We start from the raw sequence: 19,283 nt of genomic DNA, 5'->3' as shown, positions 1-19,283 counted from the left end.
ATGCAACTCAGCGATTTCGACTTCGACCTGCCTGACGACCTGATCGCCACGCGCCCCGCACGACCCCGCTCGTCGTCGCGCCTGCTGGTGGCAGAAGGCGGGCGGACGACGGACGCCGTCTTCACCGATCTGATCCGCTGGCTGCGCCCTGGCGACCGGCTGGTGCTCAACGATACCCGCGTCATCCCCGCACGCCTGCCCGCCATCCGTGTGCGCGACAGCAGCGACGGCACCGGCCGCGCGCGTGTCGAGCTGACGCTGACCGCGCCGCGGGCCGACGGCACCTGGCGCGCGCTGGCACGGCCGCTTCGGAAGCTGCGCGCAGACGACCGGCTGGAGCTGGCCGCCGGTCATACCGCGCGAGTGACCGACCGGACCGAGGCTGACGCGGGCATTGCATTCAACTGCGAGCCCAAGGACTTGCACGACGTTCTTCAGGCTGCGGGCCAGATGCCCTTGCCGCCCTACATCGCCGCGAAGCGTCCGCCTGACGCGCAGGACATGGATGATTATCAGACCGTCTGGGCGCGCCATTCAGGTGCGGTCGCGGCCCCCACGGCCAGCCTGCATTTTGATGCACCCATGCTGGAGAAGCTGCGCGCCATGGGCGTCGAGTTCACCGAGGTGACGCTGCACGTTGGAGCGGGCACCTTCCTGCCCGTCAAGGTCGAGGACGTGACCACCCATCGGATGCACGCCGAATGGGGCGAGGTGACGCCCGCCGCCGCCGAAGCCATCGCGGCGACGAAGCGCGCCGGAGGCCGCGTCATCCCGGTGGGCACCACCGCCCTGCGCCTGATTGAGAGCGCGGCGGCGGGCGGGCGGATCGCGCCGTTCCGGGGCGACACCGACATCTTCATCTATCCCGGCTACGACTTCCGCGTGACCGACGGCCTCATTACCAACTTCCACCTGCCGCAATCGACCCTGCTGATGCTGGTCAGCGCGCTGATGGGGCGGGACCGGATGCTGGCGCTCTATCGACATGCAATCGCGGAACGGTATCGCTTCTTCAGCTATGGCGATGCGTCGCTTCTGCTGCCGGATCGGTCGGCCCTGGACCGCCCCTAGGGGCGACGCTGCCTTTCGGAGCGAGTGAGGCGGTTTCGGCGTGGACGCGGGGCGCGGCCCGGCGTAGGCGCGGGCCGACTCAATCCGCATCCGTTCGAGGCCGCCATGCTCCATGTCTTTCGCAATACCTGGGCACTGCTGGTCGGCATCTCGCTGCTGATGCTCGGGAACGGGATGCAGGGCACGCTGCTCGGCGTGCGCGGCGCGATCGAGGGGTTCTCGACCGGGGCCATGTCCATCGTCATGTCGGGCTATTTCGCGGGCTTCCTGCTCGGCTCGCAGATGGTGCCGGGGATGATCCGGCGGGTGGGACATGTGCGCGTCTTCGCGTTCCTCGGCTCGCTCGCCTCGGCAGGGCTTCTGCTCTATCCGGTGCTGACCGACCCCTACAGCTGGACGGCGCTGCGCATCCTTCTGGGGTTCTGCTTTTGCGGCGTCTACATCGTCGCGGAAAGCTGGCTCAACAACACCACCACGAACGAGACGCGGGGCCGGGCGCTGTCGCTCTACATGATCGCGCAGATGGTCGGAATCGTCGCCGCGCAGGCGATCTTCGCCCTGGGCGACGCGGGCGATTATACCCTGTTCATCATCGTCTCGGTGCTGGTGTCGCTGGCGTTCTCGCCCATCCTTCTGGCCGCGACCCCCGTGCCACCGTTCGAGACGACGAAGCCGATGTCGTTCCGCACTGTCTATGAGACGTCGCCGCTGGGCTTCGTAGGCATCTTCATCCTGGGGGCGGTGTTCTCGGCGCTGTTCGGGATGGCGGGCGTTTTCGGCGCGGCGGCGGGGCTGACGTCGGCGGAGATCGCGCTGTTCGTCTCGGCCATCTATACCGGCGGGCTGATCCTGCAGTATCCGGTCGGCTGGCTGTCGGACCGGATGGACCGGCGGCAGCTGGTCATCGCGGGCTCGGTCATCGCCATCCTGGCCTGCGGGCTCGGCATCGCGGATTTCGGCGGCGTTCCGGGCCTTCTGGTGGCGGCGTTCCTGATCGGGGGCATGGCCAATCCGCTCTATGCGCTGCTCCTGGCCTATACCAACGACTACCTTCAGCCGGAGGACATGGCCTCCGCCTCGGCCCGGCTCCTTTTCGTCAACGGGCTGGGCGCGATCGGCGGGCCGCTGGTCACCGGCTGGCTGATGGGGCGGGTCGGACCGGGCGGGTTCTTCATCTTCATCGGCGTCCTGATGGCGTTGCTGGGGCTCTATACGGGATGGCGCATGACGCAGCGCGCGGCCGTAGCCAGCGACGACACGACAAGCTATTATGCAGTGGCGCCGATGGCGACGACGCCGGTCACGGTCAGCAACATGGCCGAGGCCTGGGAGGAGGAATCGATCGAGGCCGCGGAGGCGGCCGAGACTGCGGAGGCTGCGCAATGAACGTGACACCGGATCATATCCTCGGGTTCTGGCTGGACGAATGCTCGCCCGACGACTGGTACGTGCAGGACGACGCCCTCGACGCGAAGATCCGCGACCGGTTCCGCGAAGCGTGGGAAAACGCCCGCAACCTGCTCGGCTGGACGACCACGGCGCGGGGGGCGCTCGCGCTCTTGATCCTGACGGACCAGTTTCCGCGCAACATGTTCCGGGGGCAGGGGCAGGCGTTTTCGACCGACCGCTTCGCCTGCGCCGTGGCGAAGCGGGCCATCTGGCAGGGGATGGATCTGTTCGTCGATGGACGCGGTCGGCAGTTTTTCTACCTGCCGCTCGAACATTCCGAGAGCACCCAGGACCAGCACCGTGCCGTCCGCCTTATCCTGACCCGGCTGGAAGGCTCCGAGACGCTGCTCCATGCCCGCGCGCACCGCGCCGTCATCCGCCGCTTCGGCCGCTTCCCTCCACGTAACGAGGCCCTGGGCCGGATGTCCTCCCCGGGTGAGCAGGCATTCCTGGACCGTGGCGGATACGGCGCCGTGGTGCGCGAATTGCGGGCCGCCTGATCTGGAAAGCGGCCTCTCCGGCACTAACCTCCTGCGGGATGTGGATTTCATGCCGGAGGACATCATGGGACCGAACTACCTGACCGGATCGTGGGTCGCCTGGATCTCGATCGTGCTGATTGTGGGCGGCCTTCTGTTCACCTTCATCGTCCCCGTCGCGGGGCTGGCCATCGGGTTGGTGCCGGTGGGCTATTTCGCGGCCCTGATCGGTGCTGCGTTCCTGTTCGGCGGCTGGGTCAGATGGCGGGCGGCGCATCGCCCCCCGAACCGCTGACCTGCGCTTTCCGGTTCCATTCGGGCCGCCAGCACGGTAATTCAGTATTGAACAATTCCGAGGGAGGCGGCCAATGGCCCAGAAATTCGACCTGATCGTGATCGGCGCGGGCCCCGGCGGCTATGTCGCCGCCATTCGCGCCGCGCAACTCGGCCTCAAGGTCGTCTGCGTCGAGCGGGAGCATCTGGGCGGCATCTGCCTCAATTGGGGCTGCATCCCGACCAAGGCGATGCTGCGCTCGTCGGAGGTGTTCCACCTGATGCACCGCGCCAAGGAGTTCGGGCTGAAAGCGGAGGGCATCGGCTACGATCTCGACGCCGTGGTCAAGCGGTCGCGCGGCGTGGCCAAGCAGCTGTCGGGGGGCATCGGCCACCTGTTCAAGAAGAACAAGATCACCACGGTCATGGGCGAGGCGAAGATCACGGCCAAGGGCAAGGTCTCGGTGAAGACCGACAAGGGCACCGAGGAGCTGGAGGCCAAGGACATCGTCCTGGCCACCGGCGCCCGTGCCCGGAACCTTCCGGGGCTGGAGGCCGACGGCAAACGGGTCTGGAATTACAAGCACGCGCTCGTCCCCGCCCACATGCCCAAAAAGCTGCTGGTCATCGGGTCGGGCGCCATCGGGATCGAATTCGCCAGCTTCTACAACACGCTGGGCGCCGAGACGACCGTGGTCGAGGTGATGGACCGCATCCTGCCGGTGGAGGATGCGGAGATTTCGGCCTTCGCGAAGAAGCAGTTCGAGAAGCAGGGAATGAAGATCCTGCAGAAGGCCATCGTCAAATCACTCGATCGGAAGGACGACAAGGTCGTGGCGACCATCGAATCGGATGGCAAGGCCGAGACGCATGACTTCGACACCGTGATCTCGGCCGTCGGCATCGTCGGCAACGTCGAGGGGCTGGGGTTGGAGGAGCTGGGCGTCAAGATCGACCGCACCCACGTCGTGACCGACGAATACTGCCGCACCGGGGTCGAGGGGCTTTACGCCATCGGCGACATCGCCGGCGCTCCCTGGCTCGCCCACAAGGCCAGCCATGAGGGCGTGATGGTGGCCGAACTGATCGCCGGTAGGAACGATGTGCATCCGGTCCGCCCCGAGAGCATCGCGGGCTGTACCTATTGCCATCCGCAGGTCGCGTCGGTCGGCATGACCGAGGCCAAGGCCAAGGAGGCTGGCTTCGAGATCAAGGTCGGCCACTTCCCCTTCATCGGTAACGGCAAGGCGATTGCCCTGGGTGAACCGGAGGGGATGGTGAAGACGATCTTCGACAAGAAGACGGGCGAATTGCTGGGCGCGCACATGATCGGCGCCGAGGTGACCGAGCTGATCCAGGGCTACGTCATCGGCCGTCAGCTTGAGACGACCGAGGAAGACCTGGCCCACACCGTCTTCCCGCATCCGACCCTGTCCGAGATGATGCACGAGAGCGTGCTCGACGCCGACGGCCGCGCGATCCACTTCTGACGGCCGAGAAGGGGGCCCGCACCGCGGGCCCCGATACGTCAGAACCCGTAGGACATCTTCAGGCCGACCGACGTCGCGGTGGCGTCGATGTCCGCGCCGTCGGCGATATCGCCGAAGCGGTGATGCACGACTTCCGCACCCATGTTGACACGGTCGGTCACCCGGAAGTCCATGCCCGCGCCCAGGGCGACGCCGCTGTCGTAGTAATCCACGCCCGCCCCGCTGAACTTGGCGCGCGCCAGACCCACGGTGCCATAGGCCAGCGCCTGGCCCATGTCATAGCCGAACTTTCCCGAAAGGCGCAGGCCGTGCTCGATCGTGGCTCCGCCGACAAAGTCACCCAGATCGGCCTTGTAATCGAAGTACGCCGCCTCGCCGCCATAGACGAAGGTGCCTGACTGGATCTGATGGCCGACCGCCAGCGAAAAGGCGAGGTCCCCGTCGGTGATCGTCACGTCAGGTCCGAAGCTGTCGGTGGATACGCCACTGCGCCCATAAGCCAGCGTGCCCGCGACATAAGGGCCTGACCAGTCGCCATAGCCGCCGCCATAGGGTTGGGCCACGGCGGGCAGGGCGCAGATGAGAAGCGCGGCGGTGCCGCAGAGAAGGGTCTTCATGCCTGTAATCCGTTTTTTTGGTTTTGCCTGACCCAAGCCTTACAGCACGCTCGAATCGCTGGGAAGTAACCGCGAATCGAGGCGCTCCCCGCGCCCTGGTTCGGTGACGTTCCTGCAACGCTCGCCGATTCCTGTCGCGGGGGCACGCGCGATCTGGCAAGCGCGGGGCATGTCCTCCGACCGCACGCAATGGCTTCTCGTGGCACTCGTCTTTCTGGCGGGGCTGCTGGCGGCCGCGCAGTTCGGCAAGATCGCCCTGACCCTGCCTGAAGTCGCCCGCACCTTCGCGCGTCCGCTGACGGGGGTGTCGGTGCTGGTGTCCCTGGTGGGCCTCGTGGGGCTGGCGTTCGGGGCGATGGCGGGCGGGGTGGCGGCGGGCTTCGGTCCGGGCCGCACGTTCCTCGGGGGTCTGGTTCTCGGCGGCGTGCTATCGCTGGTGCAGGTGATGCCGATGCCGTTCTGGGCTTTCGCGGCGACCCGCGTGGTCGAGGGGATGTCGCATCTGGCCCTCGTCGTGGGCGGCCCGCCCCTGATGGCGGCAGCGGCTTCCGACCGCGACAGGCCGCTGGTCATGGGGCTCTGGGCGTTGTTCTTCGGCGGGTCGCTGGCAATCTCGGCGCAGGTCTTTCCTGCCATTCTGGGCACCGGAGGTCTGGCGCTGCTGTTCGGGTTGCACGGAGCCGCGATGCTGGTTCTGGCCGCCGTGCTGTGGCGGAGGGTCCCGCGCATCCCGCGGCAGGCCGTGTCGCTCGACCCCGTTGCGACCCATGCGGCGATCTATTCGCACCTGCGGCGGGTGGCGCCTGCGCTCGGTTTCGTCTGCTACACTTTCCTGTTCGTGGCCTCCGTGGCCATCCTGCCCGAGGCGCTGTCCCGCCCATCGCTGGCCTTCGTCCTGCCGCTCATCACGCTGACGACGACGCTCGCCGGGGGCGCGCTTTGTCGCCGGTTCCGGCCCGACGCGGTCGTGGCCGCAGGCTTCGCAGGCACCGCCCTCGGCCTCGGGGGTGCGGCGCTCGGACTGCCCGGCGCGGTCGAGGCGGCACTGGCCTTCATGGGACTGATCCCCGGCGCGTCCTTCGCCGCGATCCCCGCGCTCAACGATACGCCGCAGGACAGGGCGCTCGCCACCGGCGCGATTGCGCAATTGGGCAACCTCGGGACCGTGTCGGGCACGCCGGTCCTGGCGCTGGTCTGGGTGCAATGGGGCACGACGACGCTCATCTGCTCGGCCGCGGCGTCGGCCTGCGCGGGGCTGGCCATCGCGCTCTGGACCGGGCGGCGGCTGGCCGGGGGGCGCATCGACGCTGGCACCCGGCCCCGGTGAATGGTAAAAGTTCCGTAAATGTTCGCATCGAATCCTTTCGGATTCGTTGCAAGTCCGGCCGCCGTTCCTAGATGGTGACGCGGACCGCTTCCCGGGGGCAGAATGGCCGATCAGAAATTCATCGAGGTGCGCGGCGCGCGCGAACACAACCTCAAGGGCATCGACGTCGATATTCCGCGCGACCAACTGGTCGTGATCACAGGCCTGTCCGGCTCGGGCAAGTCGTCGCTCGCCTTCGATACGATCTATGCCGAAGGGCAGCGCCGCTATGTCGAGAGCCTGTCGGCCTATGCGCGCCAGTTCCTCGACATGATGCAGAAGCCCGACGTCGATCACATCTCCGGCCTCAGCCCCGCCATTTCCATCGAGCAGAAGACGACGTCCAAGAACCCCCGGTCCACCGTCGGCACCGTGACCGAGATCTACGACTACATGCGCCTGCTGTTCGCACGTGCCGGCACGCCCTATTCCCCCGCGACCGGCCTGCCCATCACCGCGCAACAGGTTCAGGACATGGTCGACCGCGTCATGGCGATGGAGGAGGGGACGCGCGGCTATCTGCTGGCGCCCATCGTGCGCGACCGCAAGGGCGAATACCGCAAGGAGATGCTGGAGCTTCGCAAGCAGGGCTTCCAGCGCGTCAAGGTGAACGGGGAGTTCCACGACCTCGATGCGCCGCCCGAGCTTGACAAGAAGTTCCGCCACGACATCGACGTCGTCGTCGATCGCATGGTCGTACGCGAGGGGCTGGAAACGCGGCTGGCCGACAGCTTCCGCACCGCGCTCGACCTGGCCGACGGCATCGCCATCCTGGAGACCGCGCCGAAGGAGGGCGAGCCCGAGCGCATCACCTTCTCCGAGAAGTTCGCCTGCCCCGTCTCGGGCTTCACCATCCCTGAGATCGAGCCACGGCTGTTTTCCTTCAACGCGCCTTTCGGTGCGTGTCCGGTCTGCGACGGGTTGGGGATGGAGCTGTTCTTCGACGAGCGGCTGATCGTGCCCGACGTGACGCTGCCGTTGGCCAAGGGCGCCATCGCGCCGTGGAACAAGGGGAAATCTCCCTATTTCACCCAGACCATCGACAGCATCGCCGCGCATTACGGTTTCGACAAGAAGCTGCCGTGGAAGGACCTGCCCGAGAAGATCCAGCAGGTGTTCCTGCGCGGCTCCGGCACCGAGAAGATCAAGTTCCGCTATGACGAGGGTGGACGCATCTATGAGGTGTCGCGCGTCTTCGAAGGTGTCATCCCCAACATGGAACGCCGCTACCGCGAGACCGACAGCGCCTGGGTCCGTGAGGAGTTCGAGCGGTTCCAGAACAATCGCCCCTGCGGCGCCTGCGAGGGATACCGCCTGCGCCCCGAGGCGCTGGCCGTGAAGATCGGCCCCGTGACGGGACCGGCCAAGGACCGGCTGCACGTGGGCCAGGTGGTACAGATGTCGATCCGCGAGGCGCTGGACTGGTGCGAGGCCGTGCCCGGCCAACTGTCGCGCCAGAACAACGAGATCGCGCGCGCCATCCTCAAGGAGATCCGCGAGCGTCTGGGGTTTCTGAACAACGTCGGCCTGCAGTACCTCACGCTCAGCCGAAACGCGGGCACGCTGTCGGGCGGCGAAAGCCAGCGCATCCGGCTGGCCAGCCAGATCGGCAGCGGCCTGACGGGTGTGCTCTATGTGCTGGACGAGCCGAGCATCGGCCTGCACCAGCGCGACAACGACCGCTTGCTGACCACGCTCAAGAACCTGCGCGACCAGGGCAATACCGTGATCGTGGTGGAACACGACGAGGAGGCCATCCGCGAGGCCGACTATGTCTATGACATCGGACCCGGCGCCGGCGTCCACGGCGGCACGGTCGTGGCCCATGGCACCCCTGCTGAGCTGGAGGCGAACCCCGCCTCGATCACCGGCGACTACCTCGCCGGACGGCGCGAGATCGCGGTGCCCAACAAGCGCCGCAAGGGCACTGGCAAGAAGGTGACGGTGGTCAAGGCGACGGGCAACAACCTCAAAGGCCTGACGGTGGACTATCCGCTTGGCAAGTTCGTCGCCGTCACCGGCGTGTCGGGCGGCGGCAAGTCGACGCTCACCATAGAGACGCTGTTCAAGACGGCCTCGATGAAGCTGAACGGTGCCCGCCAGACGCCCGCGCCTTGCGAGACGATCAAGGGGTTGGAGCATCTGGACAAGGTCATCGACATCGACCAGCGCCCCATCGGACGCACCCCGCGGTCGAACCCCGCGACCTATGTCGGCGCCTTCACCCCGATCCGCGACTGGTTCGCGGGCCTGCCCGAATCCAAGGCGCGCGGCTACAAGCCCGGCCGCTTCAGCTTCAACGTCAAGGGCGGGCGGTGCGAGGCGTGCCAAGGCGACGGCGTCATCAAGATCGAGATGCACTTCCTGCCCGACGTCTACGTCGAATGCGAGACCTGCAAGGGCAAGCGCTACAACCGCGAGACGCTGGAGATCAAGTTCAAGGGCAAGTCCATCGCCGACGTTCTCGACATGAACGTCGAGGAGGCGCAGGACTTCTTCCGCGCCGTCCCGTCGATCCGCGAGAAGATGGATGCGCTGATGCGCGTGGGGCTGGGCTACATCCGCGTGGGCCAGCAGGCGACGACCCTGTCCGGGGGCGAGGCACAGCGCGTGAAACTGTCCAAGGAGCTGTCGAAGCGGTCCACGGGACGCACGCTCTATATCCTGGACGAGCCGACGACGGGCCTGCATTTCGACGACGTGAAGAAGCTGCTCGAAGTGCTGCACGAACTTGTGGATCAGGGCAATTCGGTGGTGGTCATCGAACACAACCTCGACGTGGTGAAGACCGCCGATCACGTCATCGACATCGGTCCTGAAGGCGGCGACGGCGGCGGCACGCTGGTGGCGACCGGCACGCCCGAGCAGATTGCCGAAGTTCCCGAAAGCCACACCGGCCAGTATCTCAAGCCGCTGCTGCAGGCCCGCAAGGTCGCGGCCGAATAGGGGCGGGCGGTGGTCCGCTACCCCCGTTTTTCCGGAATGATCCCCGGTGACGGTGCGGCTGGGACGAAGGCGCGCGGATGAGGTATCTGATATTCGCCTTGGCCGCGTCGATCGTGCTGGTGATCGTCTGGCATCTGAGCGCCCGGCGGCAGACAGGGCAGGGACCTGCGGTGAAGACGGGCCTTCTGCTCGGCCGTCACGCCGAGCGCCTGCGTCGATGCGCCGAATTAGTGGGCCAGCCAGAAGCGGACATTTTCTGGGACATGGCCGGCCACCTGGAACGCATACGGCGGGAGGTCATGTCCGACGGCCGTGACATGGCCCGTGCGCGCCGGTTCATCCACCACCACGCCCGCCTGATCGTCGAACTCTGCGAGCGGTTCGTGGCCCTCGACGCCAAGGCCCGGCCCGAACAGGCCGCGCGCCTGCAACGGATGACAGACCACCTGCGCGCCTATCGCGACGTCTTCGCGCGCGTGGAAAAGGCCCTCATCGACAACGATTTCGACGATGTGGAGGCAACGATGGACGCCCTCGACATTCAACTCGACCGCCTCGACTACTGATGTGCGGAGCGTTGCCCCGACCGGACAACCTGCCACGGCAGGGCCGGTCCACAAGTCGCGCGTCGATCGGAATTCTTTGGCTCCGGCGGTAGGGGCCGGAGCCTTCAGCTCAACGCACTGAAATCGCGATACTTTCCTGGAGCGATTCCTGTCCGACTCCGCAGTGAGACAGCTTTTGTGCCGTAACCTGTGCCAGCTGGCAAGTGCGGTGAGGGCACCGATGTCGGGCGCAGATGATCCCGGCGCTACGCTCCACCGAGGATTGTTTCGAGTGCGAGCGCCGTCGTCAGACCGACGCCGAGGTCGCCCATCGCGGCCCTGAGGGCACGAGGATCGACATGGCCGGCGCGGAGGGCTTGCCCTGCTGCAAGAGCCGCACTGACAAGAGTGGAGGCGCAGGCGGCCTCCAGCAGTTCTTCCGGCACCTTGTCGCCCGGGAGAAGACCGAAGACCTCACGCACCTCTGCCTCGAGCGCAACATTGCTGTATCCGCTGCTGGAGACGCCGGGAATCATGTCGGCGACCTCTTCGGTCGCCAGGATGTCGATTCCGGGGTAACGAGCCAGATGATCGTAGATGTGCTGGGGCGAGGCCACGGCCTTGAGTTGCACGGCACCAATGACGTCTCCGTCCATCGTGAATTCCACGTCCGATCCGGGATGCTTCGTGGCTTGGGGGAGTTCCGCCATCACGGCATCGCCGTCCATGTCTTCGGCGGCTTCGAAGAGCAGTTCGTGGTAGATACCCTTCACGTTCGAAACAACGCCGCGCAACTGGTCCGGCTGAAGGCCACCGAGATAGGTCGCAAGATCCGCGTCACTGGCCTCGGCAAGATCGCTCCGAGACCGACGGAGGGCATTCAGAACCAGAGCTTCCTCCGGGCTCCATGCGCGATCAGGATTGTCGATCAGGCGCTGGAACGTGACCGCGAGAACCACTGCGGCATTGCGCCGTCCTATGCGTTCATCCAACTCGCGGATATGTTCTCGATTTGCCGGAGCGCGCCTCGCAAGCGTCGCTGCTGCCAGAAGGCCAGGGATCTTGATTGGGCCTGGCATGTCGTCTCTCCAAGTTGTTCGGGTTTGGCCGTATAGATACGATTCAGGGTTGTCGCCAAAGGGGCGAGACCCTCGCGCACGAAGAGTCGCATCTCGACCGGCGTGATTGGTGTCTCACTGAACCTTGCTACGCGAATGGGTGCGGCCAGGCGCAAGGCGGCATAGAGTGCGGCCTGCTCGTGGGGGTCGAGATCTTCCTCGGTTCGGCGCCGACCAAGGATGTGTTTGCGCGCTGCCATGGCAGCGGGAATGCCGATGGCGATTGCTCCGCCTGTTAGCATGAGGCTTCCCGCCGCGACGCCCAAGCCTATACTCGAGCCGATCCAGTAGAGTGTCGCAGACGCGGCTGCGGCGCCCGACAGCGTCGCAATCGCGGTGCCAGTGCCTGCGACGCCGAACGCGCTGATGGCTGCAAATGTCCCCGCCATGACACCGGCAGCCACGAGCTTGGAAGCCGCCACACCGATGATCGTGCCGGCTGCGCGGTTCGACTGTTGAAGGATAGCGCCTACGATTGCCGTCAGAGCCTCGTCGAGGCATTCGAGGTCGTCACTTGCGTGCACAGTCGCAGCCGGGGTCATAGCCGCGCCTCGACGCCAGATCGCCCGACCCTCTCAGCACACCGATGCGTCCATCCGGGAGACGGGCACGCGGCCGCTCCCATAGCCGAGGTGCCCCGAGGGATGACTTGGGGAGTATTGGTCAGCACGGTCCCTCCGGGTTTTCGTGTGAACGAGACGACATGTTCATTTCGTCCAGTGTGCCGAAGATCAGTTTCTGGCTTCCCTTGCCACTCGTTGTGCACGCTGGAAGAAATGCTTTGTCAGCTGCTCGCGCGCCTTCGTATCGCTCATGACGATGCTGCGCATCTGACTACTCTTCTGGAACTGCCGGATCATCTGGCGCATGAATTCCTGCGAGAACGCCCCGTAGACGACGTTCGCGGGATTGTTCTGCAACATTTCCATCATGTCGCCGTCCAGGAGCTCGCGGTTGGCCTGCTCGCCAAACAGAAAGTCCTCAGATGAGAAGGTCGTTCCATGGCGCTCGTTGAAGCTCTCGATGATCTCCGAGAGCGACCGTTCTTCCTCCTCAGTGTATGGGTTTGCACCGAACTCGGTGATCGGCTGGAGTGTCGCCGTCTCACCTGGAGCCAGAGATACTGAGCCGTCGGCGGTTTGATCGACCCGGAAAGCCTTGAGATTGAGCATGTCCTCGGTGATCTCGATGTCGGCTGGATGGTCACGAGCTGGTAGCAGCCGAGCCAGCCACGACACGTAGGCGTAGAGCTTCTCGAGGTCGGTGTCCTCCAGGCGGATTATCTGTGCGACGAAGACGTAGAACCGCATGAAGCTCTTCAGGAGTTGCCGGAACTCCTCCTCAGCCGCCTCGTCCTCGTCCAGCACAAATCGCTCGACTGCCAACCGAACATACCCTTCGAGTGCGATCCGATCCGCTGCCACCAAAGGACCCGAGAAGAACCGCTGCGAGAACTTATCCACCTCCTCGGGATCAATGTAGGGCGCCGACATGATCCGCTGCGAGAGATCGTAGATTTGGTTCGGGTCCGACCGATCCTCGAGCTGTGTCACCTCGAAAAATGGCTTGAACGCAGTCTGGATCTCTTCCTGCGTGTTGCGGAAGTCGAGAACGTAGGTGCGATCTTTTCCAGGCGCGGTTCGGTTGAGCCGCGACAATGTCTGGACGGACTGAAGGCCGTTGAGCGGTCGATCGACATACATCGCGCAGAGCTTCGGCTGATCGAAGCCGGTCTGATACTTCTCGGCGACCACAAGGATCTGAAATTCGTCGCCGTCGAACCGGCGCGGAAGCTCGGTCTCCGGAAAACCGTTTGCTTCCGCCTCTGTCCACTGAACCCCGTCGATCTCCAAGCTATCTGAGAAGGCGACCAGTGCCTTCAAGCCACTGTATCCTTGCTTCTCGATATAGCGCCCAAGACCCCGCCAGTAACGCAAAGCGTGCTCGCGGCTCTGCGTCACCACCATGGCCTTGGCGTGCCCGTCGAGCTCACCCTGAACATGTGCGCGAAAGTGCTCGACGATGACCTCGACCTTCTGATCGATGGCGGTGGGGTGGAGTGACGCGAACCGTGCCACCTTGCGCTGCGCGCGACGACTCTCGAACTCCGGATCATCCTCCACGGCCTTCTCCAGCTCGTAGTAGGCGCGATACGTCATGTAGTTCTGAAGAACGTCGAGGATGAAACCCTCCTCGATGGCTTGGCGCATGGAGTAGAGGTGGAAGGGATGCGGCTTCCCGTCGGCCCCCGGTATCCCGAACCGTTCGAGGGTCACGTTTCGTGGCGTGGCGGTGAATGCGAGGAAGCTGATGTTCGCTTGTGGACCCCGGGCACGCTGATATTCAAGGATCAGATCCTCAACATCGTCGCTGTCGCTTGCCTCGCGCGTCAGCGCGTCGGTCATGGCTTGCGCCGACTTGCCGGATTGCGAGGAATGTGCCTCGTCAACGATCACCGCAAAGCGGCGGCCGGATTGCCCGGAAAGTTCCTGGAGGTGGTCGGTCCCGAATTTCTGAATTGTCGTGATGATGATCCTTGCCCCGCTCCGGATCGCAGCCTTCAGATCGCGCGACGTGCCATCGATCTTCTTCACGACGCCCTTCGTCTTCTCGAAACTCGCGACCGTGTTCTGAAGTTGACGGTCGAGCACCACCCGATCGGTCACGATGATTGCCGTGTCGAAGACCGGCTGATCCATATCATCGTGCAGGTTGATGATCTGGTGAGCCGTCCAGGCGATCGTGTTTGATTTCCCCGAACCCGCCGAGTGCTGGATCAGGTAATTCTGCCCAGCCCCATGTGTCCGTGCGTCAGCGAGGATGCTGCGGACGGCGTCGAGCTGATGGAACCTCGGGAAGATCATCACCTCGCGGCCTTCCCCCTTTTCAAGGTGGATGAACCGGCCGACAAGGTCGAGGAAGACATCGCGAGAAAGGACGGCGCAAGCTTCGGGCAGATCCTCATAGAGATAGGCGATCGGGAATTCGCCCGGGATTTCGGCGTTGCTGGCGCCGCCTTCGGCGTCGCCGCGGTTGAAAGGCAGGAAATACGTCTTGCCGTTCATGAGCCGGGTCGTCATCGAAACGCGTGTCTGGTCGAGCGCGAAGTGCACCAGCGCTCCCCGCTTAAAGGTGAGCAGAGGCTCGCCGGCCGGGGAGCGATCCTTCTGATACTGACGCTCGGCATGGCGCACCGTCTGACCGGTCGGTGTGTTCTTCACCTCCATCGTCACGACCGGCAGGCCGTTCAGGAAGAGCACGATGTCAATCGCGTTCTCATTCTTCGCCGAGTAGCGCACCTGGCGCATGGCCGAGAGGGTATTCCGCTCATAGAGCTCGACGAGTTCGGGGTTGAGGCCTGAAGCAGGCCGCAAGAAGCAGAGGTTGAAGGTGATGTTCGGGACGAGCTTGATCCCGTCGCGTAGAACCTGGAGCGTGCCACGGGCAGCCAGTGCCTGCTCGAGGCGTTTGAAGAACTCCGCTTCCGCACTTGCGGCATAGTGCTCATCGAGACGCTCCCATGCCTCGGGCTGCGTCGTTTGAATGAAGCGCAGCACCAGTTCTCGGTCCATTGCGAGCGATTTGTCGTAAGCGTCGTGCGACCGCTCGTCGTATCCTTGCGCGGCAACCAGACGGGCAACGATATGATCCTCGACGACCGCTTCCTGATGAATCGAGTGGGTGGAGTAGGCTCCGGTCATCTCAGCTGTCCTCCTCGTCGAGCACGAGGGTCCAGACCCGCCTGAGGGGCAATTCCGCCCTGATGCCTTCTGGCAGCGCTTCGTAGACGCTCAGGAGGTTGTCGAGGAACTCGTCCCGGCTCCAGAGACGCACCCGGAAATAGAGCTCGTTCAGGCGGCGTCGCACGGGGGCTGTGAAGCCTCCCCAGCTGACGATGAGTCCATGGTCGGCCTGGGTATCCTGGACACTGCCGATCAACCCCTGCAAGTCAGGTTGTTCGACCACGTAACTGCCTGACTTCACCTGGACTGCGATACGCGGGCTCTCAAGGCCGAGAGGTCCACTGCCTGCGACAATGTCGATGCCCTGGTCAGGGCCCGGCGGCGTCACACGGGTTCGATACCCTTGGGCGTCCAAGACCGCAGCAACGAGGCGCGTGAAGTCATGTCCGGTGAAATTCGATGCGATGCGCCGTTCGATCTGGTCGCGTGCCGCCAGGTCAAGGTTCACGGGCTGGTCGGACGCTTCCTGGGCCTCGCCGAGGCCGTTCGGTGGCTTGTCGGCTCCACGTCCACCGGCATTCAGGTCCACCTTCGAACCGTCGCCGGGGTCACAGCCCGTCCGGATCACCTCCTCCACACGCGAAAGCGCATTGTTCCGGCTGATCTCGCAGACCGTCATGAAGGCGCCGAGGCTATAGAGGAGATCCTGCTTGAAACTGTCACGCGGAAGGTCCTGTTTCAGCCAATCGACCGGCCGATTGACGCGACCTTCCGGGTCGGCCGTGTAGGGACCTGAAAGCCGACCGATCCAGATCGTCGACGTCGTCTTCATCGGCGTGACGACCAAGTCCCCAGTCTCGGCGACATTGATGAATTGATTGATCTGGGCGGCGTAATTCTTGATGGCGTTGAGCTTCGCGCCTGGATGAACCCGTTCCAGAACTTCGAGGATCGCATCCCGGTCCCTCCGGTCCGTGATGTCCTCACGGATGCCGAAGTCGATCGAAAGGATGTTGTCATCCTGCGCCGGACGTTCGGCCTCGCCGTTCTTCCCAAGGCGGACAAGCCAGAGTCGGGTCATGTGACCACCTGCTCGAGGATCATCTTGGCATCCTCGATACGTCGAAGGCCCAACCTGGTGATTGGCCGCCTGTTAAAAACCTCGAACGGTTTCAGGTTGCTGTTGGCACCGTTGCGTCCTTTGCGAGCAGGATCGGGCACAGCATCCACCCAACCATCAGACTTCCAGACCTTCTTGGTGATCTCGACACCCTCCGGCAGATCTGCCGGGACAGACATGCTCGTCAGCCACAGATTCAAGATGCCGGCATGACCAGATTCAAGGCCGATTGGTCGTCCCTTCGATCGTGTCCGCCAGACCGTCAGGTGAACCTGACGGCTCGTCGCCTTCTTCGGCGGCACAGGCTCTACGCCGGGATGCGTCCGGAGCCAATGCTCGACGAAGCTTTTCAGCTCTTCAATGCCTCTCGCATTGTCAGCATCTGCCATGATCAACCATTCCCCAAAGACTTCGTGAACCCACCGAGAATGCCGCCCACGAGGTCTCCTATCCCTGCATAGTTGCGTTGTCCCCCCGCGACTTCCTTCACGGCCTGCCCAACCCTTGTCTTGCTTTCGGTGCCGGCGAAGGGCTGATCCAGCAGCGCAAATCCTTTCGACGTGATCATCGGGTTCACCATTCCGACCGATCCACTCAAAAGCTGGTGCATGTTCGTGCATCGAACAATTTCTTCCTCGAGCAGCCAGAGACAACAGCCATCGAAAAAAGGCTCGTATTCGTCTGGTAGGGCGACATCGTCAAACTGAAGAACGTTGCCTTGCTGAAGTCCCATCTCCAGCAGCACTTGCAGTATTTTCGAGATGACGAGTTCGGACTTCTGGAGGTTCGTATCGCTCATGCGTCCATCTCCGCTTCGATCCGGTCCAGGGCGCGGTCGGTTGTGCCACGGCGGCCGTAGGTCGCGATGTTGATCTGTCCGGTAACTGCTGCGGTGATGAGGGCGGCACGGTATTCTTGAAGTTTATCTATCGATACCTTTGTTCGCCCTTTTATCGCTTCAAAAGCACTCATTTCACCATCTAAGAAGTCAGCGACTTTCCTTTGTAAATCTACATTGCCAATTTTGGGGCGGTAGTTCAGCACTGCGGCATCACCCACACGTTTTAATCCGCCGGAGCCAGTCATGCTCTTCATTCCCTCTGCTCTAAAATCCTCAGACGAAAGGAGGTAGATCAAGAACCTGGCATCCAGTTTGTTTGGGGACGCTCGAAAGACGTGAACTTCAGATGTTGCGTAGCCCACGCCATTGATTAGATTGCCTGCCAACGCCTTCTTACCATTCTCAAAACAAGGCGTAACTTTGGCCAATAGAATGTCACCATTTCGGAAATAGTTATAGCTTCCCGAAGAGACTTCTCCCAAGGGACGAGACCTCGTGGCGTCCAAGCCACCGAGGCCATCGAAAAGCGAATCCATGGGAGCAAAGGTCACGTCATCTTCCGCCGTCAGGTTCTCGATCTCTTGAGCAGATGGAGCAACCTCGAGCATGAAACGTAGACGAGCTTGGTGATCTGATGTGCTATGATCGATGGCTTTGGCCGCAGGGCCAATATCTCCCCCTACTGCTGCGGTGATCACAGCGATGCGCCGCAGATCTATGATGACGCTCAGGCGTTCTTTCTTCTCGATGAGTTGGTGGATGCGGGCGGTCTCGCGGTCGAGGAAATTTGCGATCGCCTTCTGAGCTTTTGGGTCTGTTACCGTAGGTCTATGGTTGAGGATCGCGGACTCGCTCACACGCCGTAGCCCCCCGGAGCCGGTCATTGTCGCCATGCACTCGGCCCGAAATTCTTCCGAGGAAAAAAGATACAGGAGAAAGCGGGAGTCGATCTTGCCGCGCCTGGGTCGGACGACATGCACTTCGGACGTCGCGAAGCCCATGCCGTTCTCCAGGTCCGCGGTCAGGGCCTTTTTCCCGTTCTCGAAGCATGGTGTGACCTTCGCCAGAAGGATATCGCCGTTCGCGAAGAAATTGTAGCTGCCCTTGGCAAGATCGCCGCACGGCCGCACGTCCATTTCGCCGAGACCCCCCAGCCCGTTTTTCAACGCATCCATAGGGGCAAACGATACTGGGAGATCTTCGGGCAGCCGGCGGTGTGGCCGCGGCGCCAGATCCACGAGATGCCGCAGGCGAACGCTCATACCGCAACCCTCCACACGTCTCGCTCCTGCCATCCATCTGGGAAACCCATTGCTGACGGCCATGCCAAGGGCGTCGCTTCGATGAGCGCGCGCACCCGTCCGAGCCATCCCGACTCAGGGGCGGTCAGTGACAACATGTGATCCAGCATGACGATCGTGTTGTGCAGCCGCCGCTCGTCAGCTTCTTCCAGGGCCTTTCCGAGGGCTGCCGGTTTCACCGGAACTTGCATCGTCACCGTGAAACGCTTGTTCCAGAGCCTTCCATGGTGAGCGCAGATGTTGCGGACATAGCTGACGTGGTGCGCGACCGAACACAGGATGCGTTCGTCAAGACCGAATGGCCGTGCGATGGCGTTCCGGTCAGCGCGCCTCTTCAAGTTGTAGAGCCACTTCGAAAGCTGCCCGAACGAGATGATCTCGGCCGTCATCCATATCGGCGGCAGGGTCGGACTGCTGTATTTTTCGCGATAGTGCTCGGCGAACGTGTCGCGAGAATAGGTGAACTCATCCGTCAATCGTGATACCGCCTGGCCGTGACGGTCGCGACGCTTGTATAGATGTTGATCCAGATAGCCGTGCGGCCCATGAGTCATCGCCATGTGGTGCGCCCATTGAGCGCGGATTGCCACCTCGACCCGCTCGATCGCGTCCAGCATCAAGAGTCGCAGTTGGCGATCAAAGACATAGAGCCCCAGGACGTTTTCGAAGGTCGTGCCTTCTCGGAAAGCGTGGTCCCCATCCTCTGCCGCAGGCACTTCGAAGGCCAGCCAGTAGGCTCGAAGCCGGTAGTAGGAGATGAACTGGAGATAGTGCTCGGCACGCCCCTGATCCTCAATCAGCATGCCGCGTCGGCGGAGAAGCTCGATCTGATCGGGAATGGATGTGGAGGGTTTCTCGAACTTCATGCGGCACCTCGCCGCGAAACCAGACCCTCAGAAACAAGTAACCCGCCGGGGTGCGCAGTGCAGAGCCGAAGCTCTGTCCGAGGCGTGGCGGGTCTTGTTGACACGATATATAGGGCTG

At 63.4% G+C, this 19,283-nt stretch carries 17 protein-coding genes; 8 read left to right on the top strand and 9 right to left on the bottom strand.

The window, feature by feature from the left end:
* The 5 genes from queA to lpdA all read left to right on the top strand — a co-directional run bounded on the left by queA (position 1) and on the right by lpdA (position 4,762).
* Positions 1–1,071 (top strand): tRNA preQ1(34) S-adenosylmethionine ribosyltransferase-isomerase QueA, encoded by a 1,071-nt coding sequence (gene queA, locus JAN5088_RS13460; RefSeq protein WP_055683296.1) that lies wholly within the window; start codon positions 1–3, stop codon positions 1,069–1,071.
* A gap of 105 nt (positions 1,072–1,176) precedes the next feature.
* On the top strand, positions 1,177–2,457 hold the full coding sequence (locus tag JAN5088_RS13455) for an MFS transporter (protein ID WP_055683295.1): 1,281 nt from the start codon (positions 1,177–1,179) through the stop codon (positions 2,455–2,457).
* Positions 2,454–3,020 (top strand): DUF924 family protein, encoded by a 567-nt coding sequence (locus tag JAN5088_RS13450; protein WP_055683294.1) that lies wholly within the window; start codon positions 2,454–2,456, stop codon positions 3,018–3,020. The genes JAN5088_RS13455 and JAN5088_RS13450 overlap by 4 nt, the downstream gene beginning before the upstream one ends.
* 64 nt (positions 3,021–3,084) lie before the next feature.
* Positions 3,085–3,294 (top strand): hypothetical protein, encoded by a 210-nt coding sequence (locus JAN5088_RS13445; protein WP_143114985.1) that lies wholly within the window; start codon positions 3,085–3,087, stop codon positions 3,292–3,294.
* 73 nt (positions 3,295–3,367) lie between these two features.
* Positions 3,368–4,762 carry a dihydrolipoyl dehydrogenase gene (lpdA, locus tag JAN5088_RS13440; protein WP_055683292.1) on the top strand — a complete coding sequence of 465 codons (1,395 nt, stop codon included), beginning with the start codon at positions 3,368–3,370 and terminating at the stop codon, positions 4,760–4,762.
* Between the two features lie 38 nt (positions 4,763–4,800).
* Here the strand turns inward: lpdA and JAN5088_RS13435 are convergent, their stop codons facing one another.
* Positions 4,801–5,379, bottom strand: coding sequence for an outer membrane protein (locus JAN5088_RS13435; protein WP_055683291.1), 579 nt, complete (start codon positions 5,377–5,379; stop codon positions 4,801–4,803).
* A gap of 169 nt (positions 5,380–5,548) precedes the next feature.
* Here JAN5088_RS13435 and JAN5088_RS13430 point away from each other — a divergent pair, with 169 nt between their 5' ends.
* The 3 genes from JAN5088_RS13430 to JAN5088_RS13420 all read left to right on the top strand — a co-directional run bounded on the left by JAN5088_RS13430 (position 5,549) and on the right by JAN5088_RS13420 (position 10,257).
* Positions 5,549–6,706, top strand: coding sequence for an MFS transporter (locus JAN5088_RS13430; RefSeq protein WP_055683290.1), 1,158 nt, complete (start codon positions 5,549–5,551; stop codon positions 6,704–6,706).
* Between the two features lie 102 nt (positions 6,707–6,808).
* Positions 6,809–9,691 carry an excinuclease ABC subunit UvrA gene (gene uvrA, locus JAN5088_RS13425; RefSeq protein ID WP_055683289.1) on the top strand — a complete coding sequence of 961 codons (2,883 nt, stop codon included), beginning with the start codon at positions 6,809–6,811 and terminating at the stop codon, positions 9,689–9,691.
* A gap of 77 nt (positions 9,692–9,768) precedes the next feature.
* Entirely contained in the window at positions 9,769–10,257 is a 489-nt protein-coding gene (locus tag JAN5088_RS13420; protein WP_055683288.1) for a hypothetical protein, read from the top strand.
* Between the two features lie 245 nt (positions 10,258–10,502).
* Here the strand turns inward: JAN5088_RS13420 and JAN5088_RS13415 are convergent, their stop codons facing one another.
* The 8 genes from JAN5088_RS13415 to JAN5088_RS13385 all read right to left on the bottom strand — a co-directional run bounded on the left by JAN5088_RS13415 (position 10,503) and on the right by JAN5088_RS13385 (position 19,165).
* Positions 10,503–11,228, bottom strand: a complete 726-nt coding sequence (locus JAN5088_RS13415; protein ID WP_143114982.1) for a hypothetical protein — start codon at positions 11,226–11,228, stop codon at positions 10,503–10,505.
* Positions 11,213–11,896 (bottom strand): hypothetical protein, encoded by a 684-nt coding sequence (locus tag JAN5088_RS13410; protein WP_055683286.1) that lies wholly within the window; start codon positions 11,894–11,896, stop codon positions 11,213–11,215. The genes JAN5088_RS13415 and JAN5088_RS13410 overlap by 16 nt, the downstream gene beginning before the upstream one ends.
* Before the next feature lie 189 nt (positions 11,897–12,085).
* Positions 12,086–15,055: a type I restriction endonuclease subunit R gene (locus JAN5088_RS13405; RefSeq protein ID WP_055683285.1), complete on the bottom strand. Its 2,970-nt coding sequence runs from the start codon at positions 15,053–15,055 to the stop codon at positions 12,086–12,088.
* A gap of 1 nt (position 15,056) precedes the next feature.
* Entirely contained in the window at positions 15,057–16,118 is a 1,062-nt protein-coding gene (locus JAN5088_RS13400; RefSeq protein ID WP_055683284.1) for a restriction endonuclease, read from the bottom strand.
* The gene (locus JAN5088_RS18695; protein WP_143114979.1) at positions 16,115–16,546 is read right to left on the bottom strand and encodes a hypothetical protein; all 432 of its coding nucleotides are present in this window, start codon (positions 16,544–16,546) and stop codon (positions 16,115–16,117) included. The genes JAN5088_RS13400 and JAN5088_RS18695 overlap by 4 nt, the downstream gene beginning before the upstream one ends.
* A gap of 2 nt (positions 16,547–16,548) precedes the next feature.
* On the bottom strand, positions 16,549–16,956 hold the full coding sequence (locus JAN5088_RS13395) for a hypothetical protein (RefSeq protein WP_055683283.1): 408 nt from the start codon (positions 16,954–16,956) through the stop codon (positions 16,549–16,551).
* Positions 16,953–18,260: a restriction endonuclease subunit S gene (locus JAN5088_RS13390; RefSeq protein WP_143114976.1), complete on the bottom strand. Its 1,308-nt coding sequence runs from the start codon at positions 18,258–18,260 to the stop codon at positions 16,953–16,955. Before JAN5088_RS13390 ends, JAN5088_RS13395 begins: the two co-directional genes overlap by 4 nt.
* Complete coding sequence (locus tag JAN5088_RS13385) at positions 18,257–19,165, bottom strand: Abi family protein (RefSeq protein ID WP_055683281.1); 909 nt, start codon at positions 19,163–19,165, stop codon at positions 18,257–18,259. The genes JAN5088_RS13390 and JAN5088_RS13385 overlap by 4 nt, the downstream gene beginning before the upstream one ends.
* Positions 19,166–19,283: the final 118 nt, after the last annotated feature.

Source organism: Jannaschia rubra, from assembly GCF_001403735.1.
In the GTDB taxonomy this organism is placed as follows: domain Bacteria; phylum Pseudomonadota; class Alphaproteobacteria; order Rhodobacterales; family Rhodobacteraceae; genus Jannaschia; species Jannaschia rubra.
This window is presented reverse-complemented; position numbering and strand designations above follow the sequence as displayed.

What these genes read in the sequence shown, in the direction of transcription:
- queA (WP_055683296.1), top strand. Translation starts at nt 1, where the DNA reads ATGCAACTCAGCGATTTCGACTTCGACCTGCCTGACGACCTGATCGCC.
- JAN5088_RS13445 (WP_143114985.1), top strand. Translation starts at nt 3,085, where the DNA reads ATGGGACCGAACTACCTGACCGGATCGTGGGTCGCCTGGATCTCGATC.
- JAN5088_RS13410 (WP_055683286.1), bottom strand. Translation starts at nt 11,896, where the DNA reads ATGACCCCGGCTGCGACTGTGCACGCAAGTGACGACCTCGAATGCCTC.
- JAN5088_RS13405 (WP_055683285.1), bottom strand. Translation starts at nt 15,055, where the DNA reads ATGACCGGAGCCTACTCCACCCACTCGATTCATCAGGAAGCGGTCGTC.
- JAN5088_RS13395 (WP_055683283.1), bottom strand. Translation starts at nt 16,956, where the DNA reads ATGAGCGATACGAACCTCCAGAAGTCCGAACTCGTCATCTCGAAAATA.
- JAN5088_RS13430 (WP_055683290.1), top strand. Translation starts at nt 5,549, where the DNA reads ATGTCCTCCGACCGCACGCAATGGCTTCTCGTGGCACTCGTCTTTCTG.
- uvrA (WP_055683289.1), top strand. Translation starts at nt 6,809, where the DNA reads ATGGCCGATCAGAAATTCATCGAGGTGCGCGGCGCGCGCGAACACAAC.
- JAN5088_RS13400 (WP_055683284.1), bottom strand. Translation starts at nt 16,118, where the DNA reads ATGACCCGACTCTGGCTTGTCCGCCTTGGGAAGAACGGCGAGGCCGAA.
- JAN5088_RS13420 (WP_055683288.1), top strand. Translation starts at nt 9,769, where the DNA reads ATGAGGTATCTGATATTCGCCTTGGCCGCGTCGATCGTGCTGGTGATC.
- JAN5088_RS13385 (WP_055683281.1), bottom strand. Translation starts at nt 19,165, where the DNA reads ATGAAGTTCGAGAAACCCTCCACATCCATTCCCGATCAGATCGAGCTT.
- JAN5088_RS18695 (WP_143114979.1), bottom strand. Translation starts at nt 16,546, where the DNA reads ATGGCAGATGCTGACAATGCGAGAGGCATTGAAGAGCTGAAAAGCTTC.
- JAN5088_RS13455 (WP_055683295.1), top strand. Translation starts at nt 1,177, where the DNA reads ATGCTCCATGTCTTTCGCAATACCTGGGCACTGCTGGTCGGCATCTCG.
- JAN5088_RS13390 (WP_143114976.1), bottom strand. Translation starts at nt 18,260, where the DNA reads ATGAGCGTTCGCCTGCGGCATCTCGTGGATCTGGCGCCGCGGCCACAC.
- JAN5088_RS13435 (WP_055683291.1), bottom strand. Translation starts at nt 5,379, where the DNA reads ATGAAGACCCTTCTCTGCGGCACCGCCGCGCTTCTCATCTGCGCCCTG.
- JAN5088_RS13450 (WP_055683294.1), top strand. Translation starts at nt 2,454, where the DNA reads ATGAACGTGACACCGGATCATATCCTCGGGTTCTGGCTGGACGAATGC.
- lpdA (WP_055683292.1), top strand. Translation starts at nt 3,368, where the DNA reads ATGGCCCAGAAATTCGACCTGATCGTGATCGGCGCGGGCCCCGGCGGC.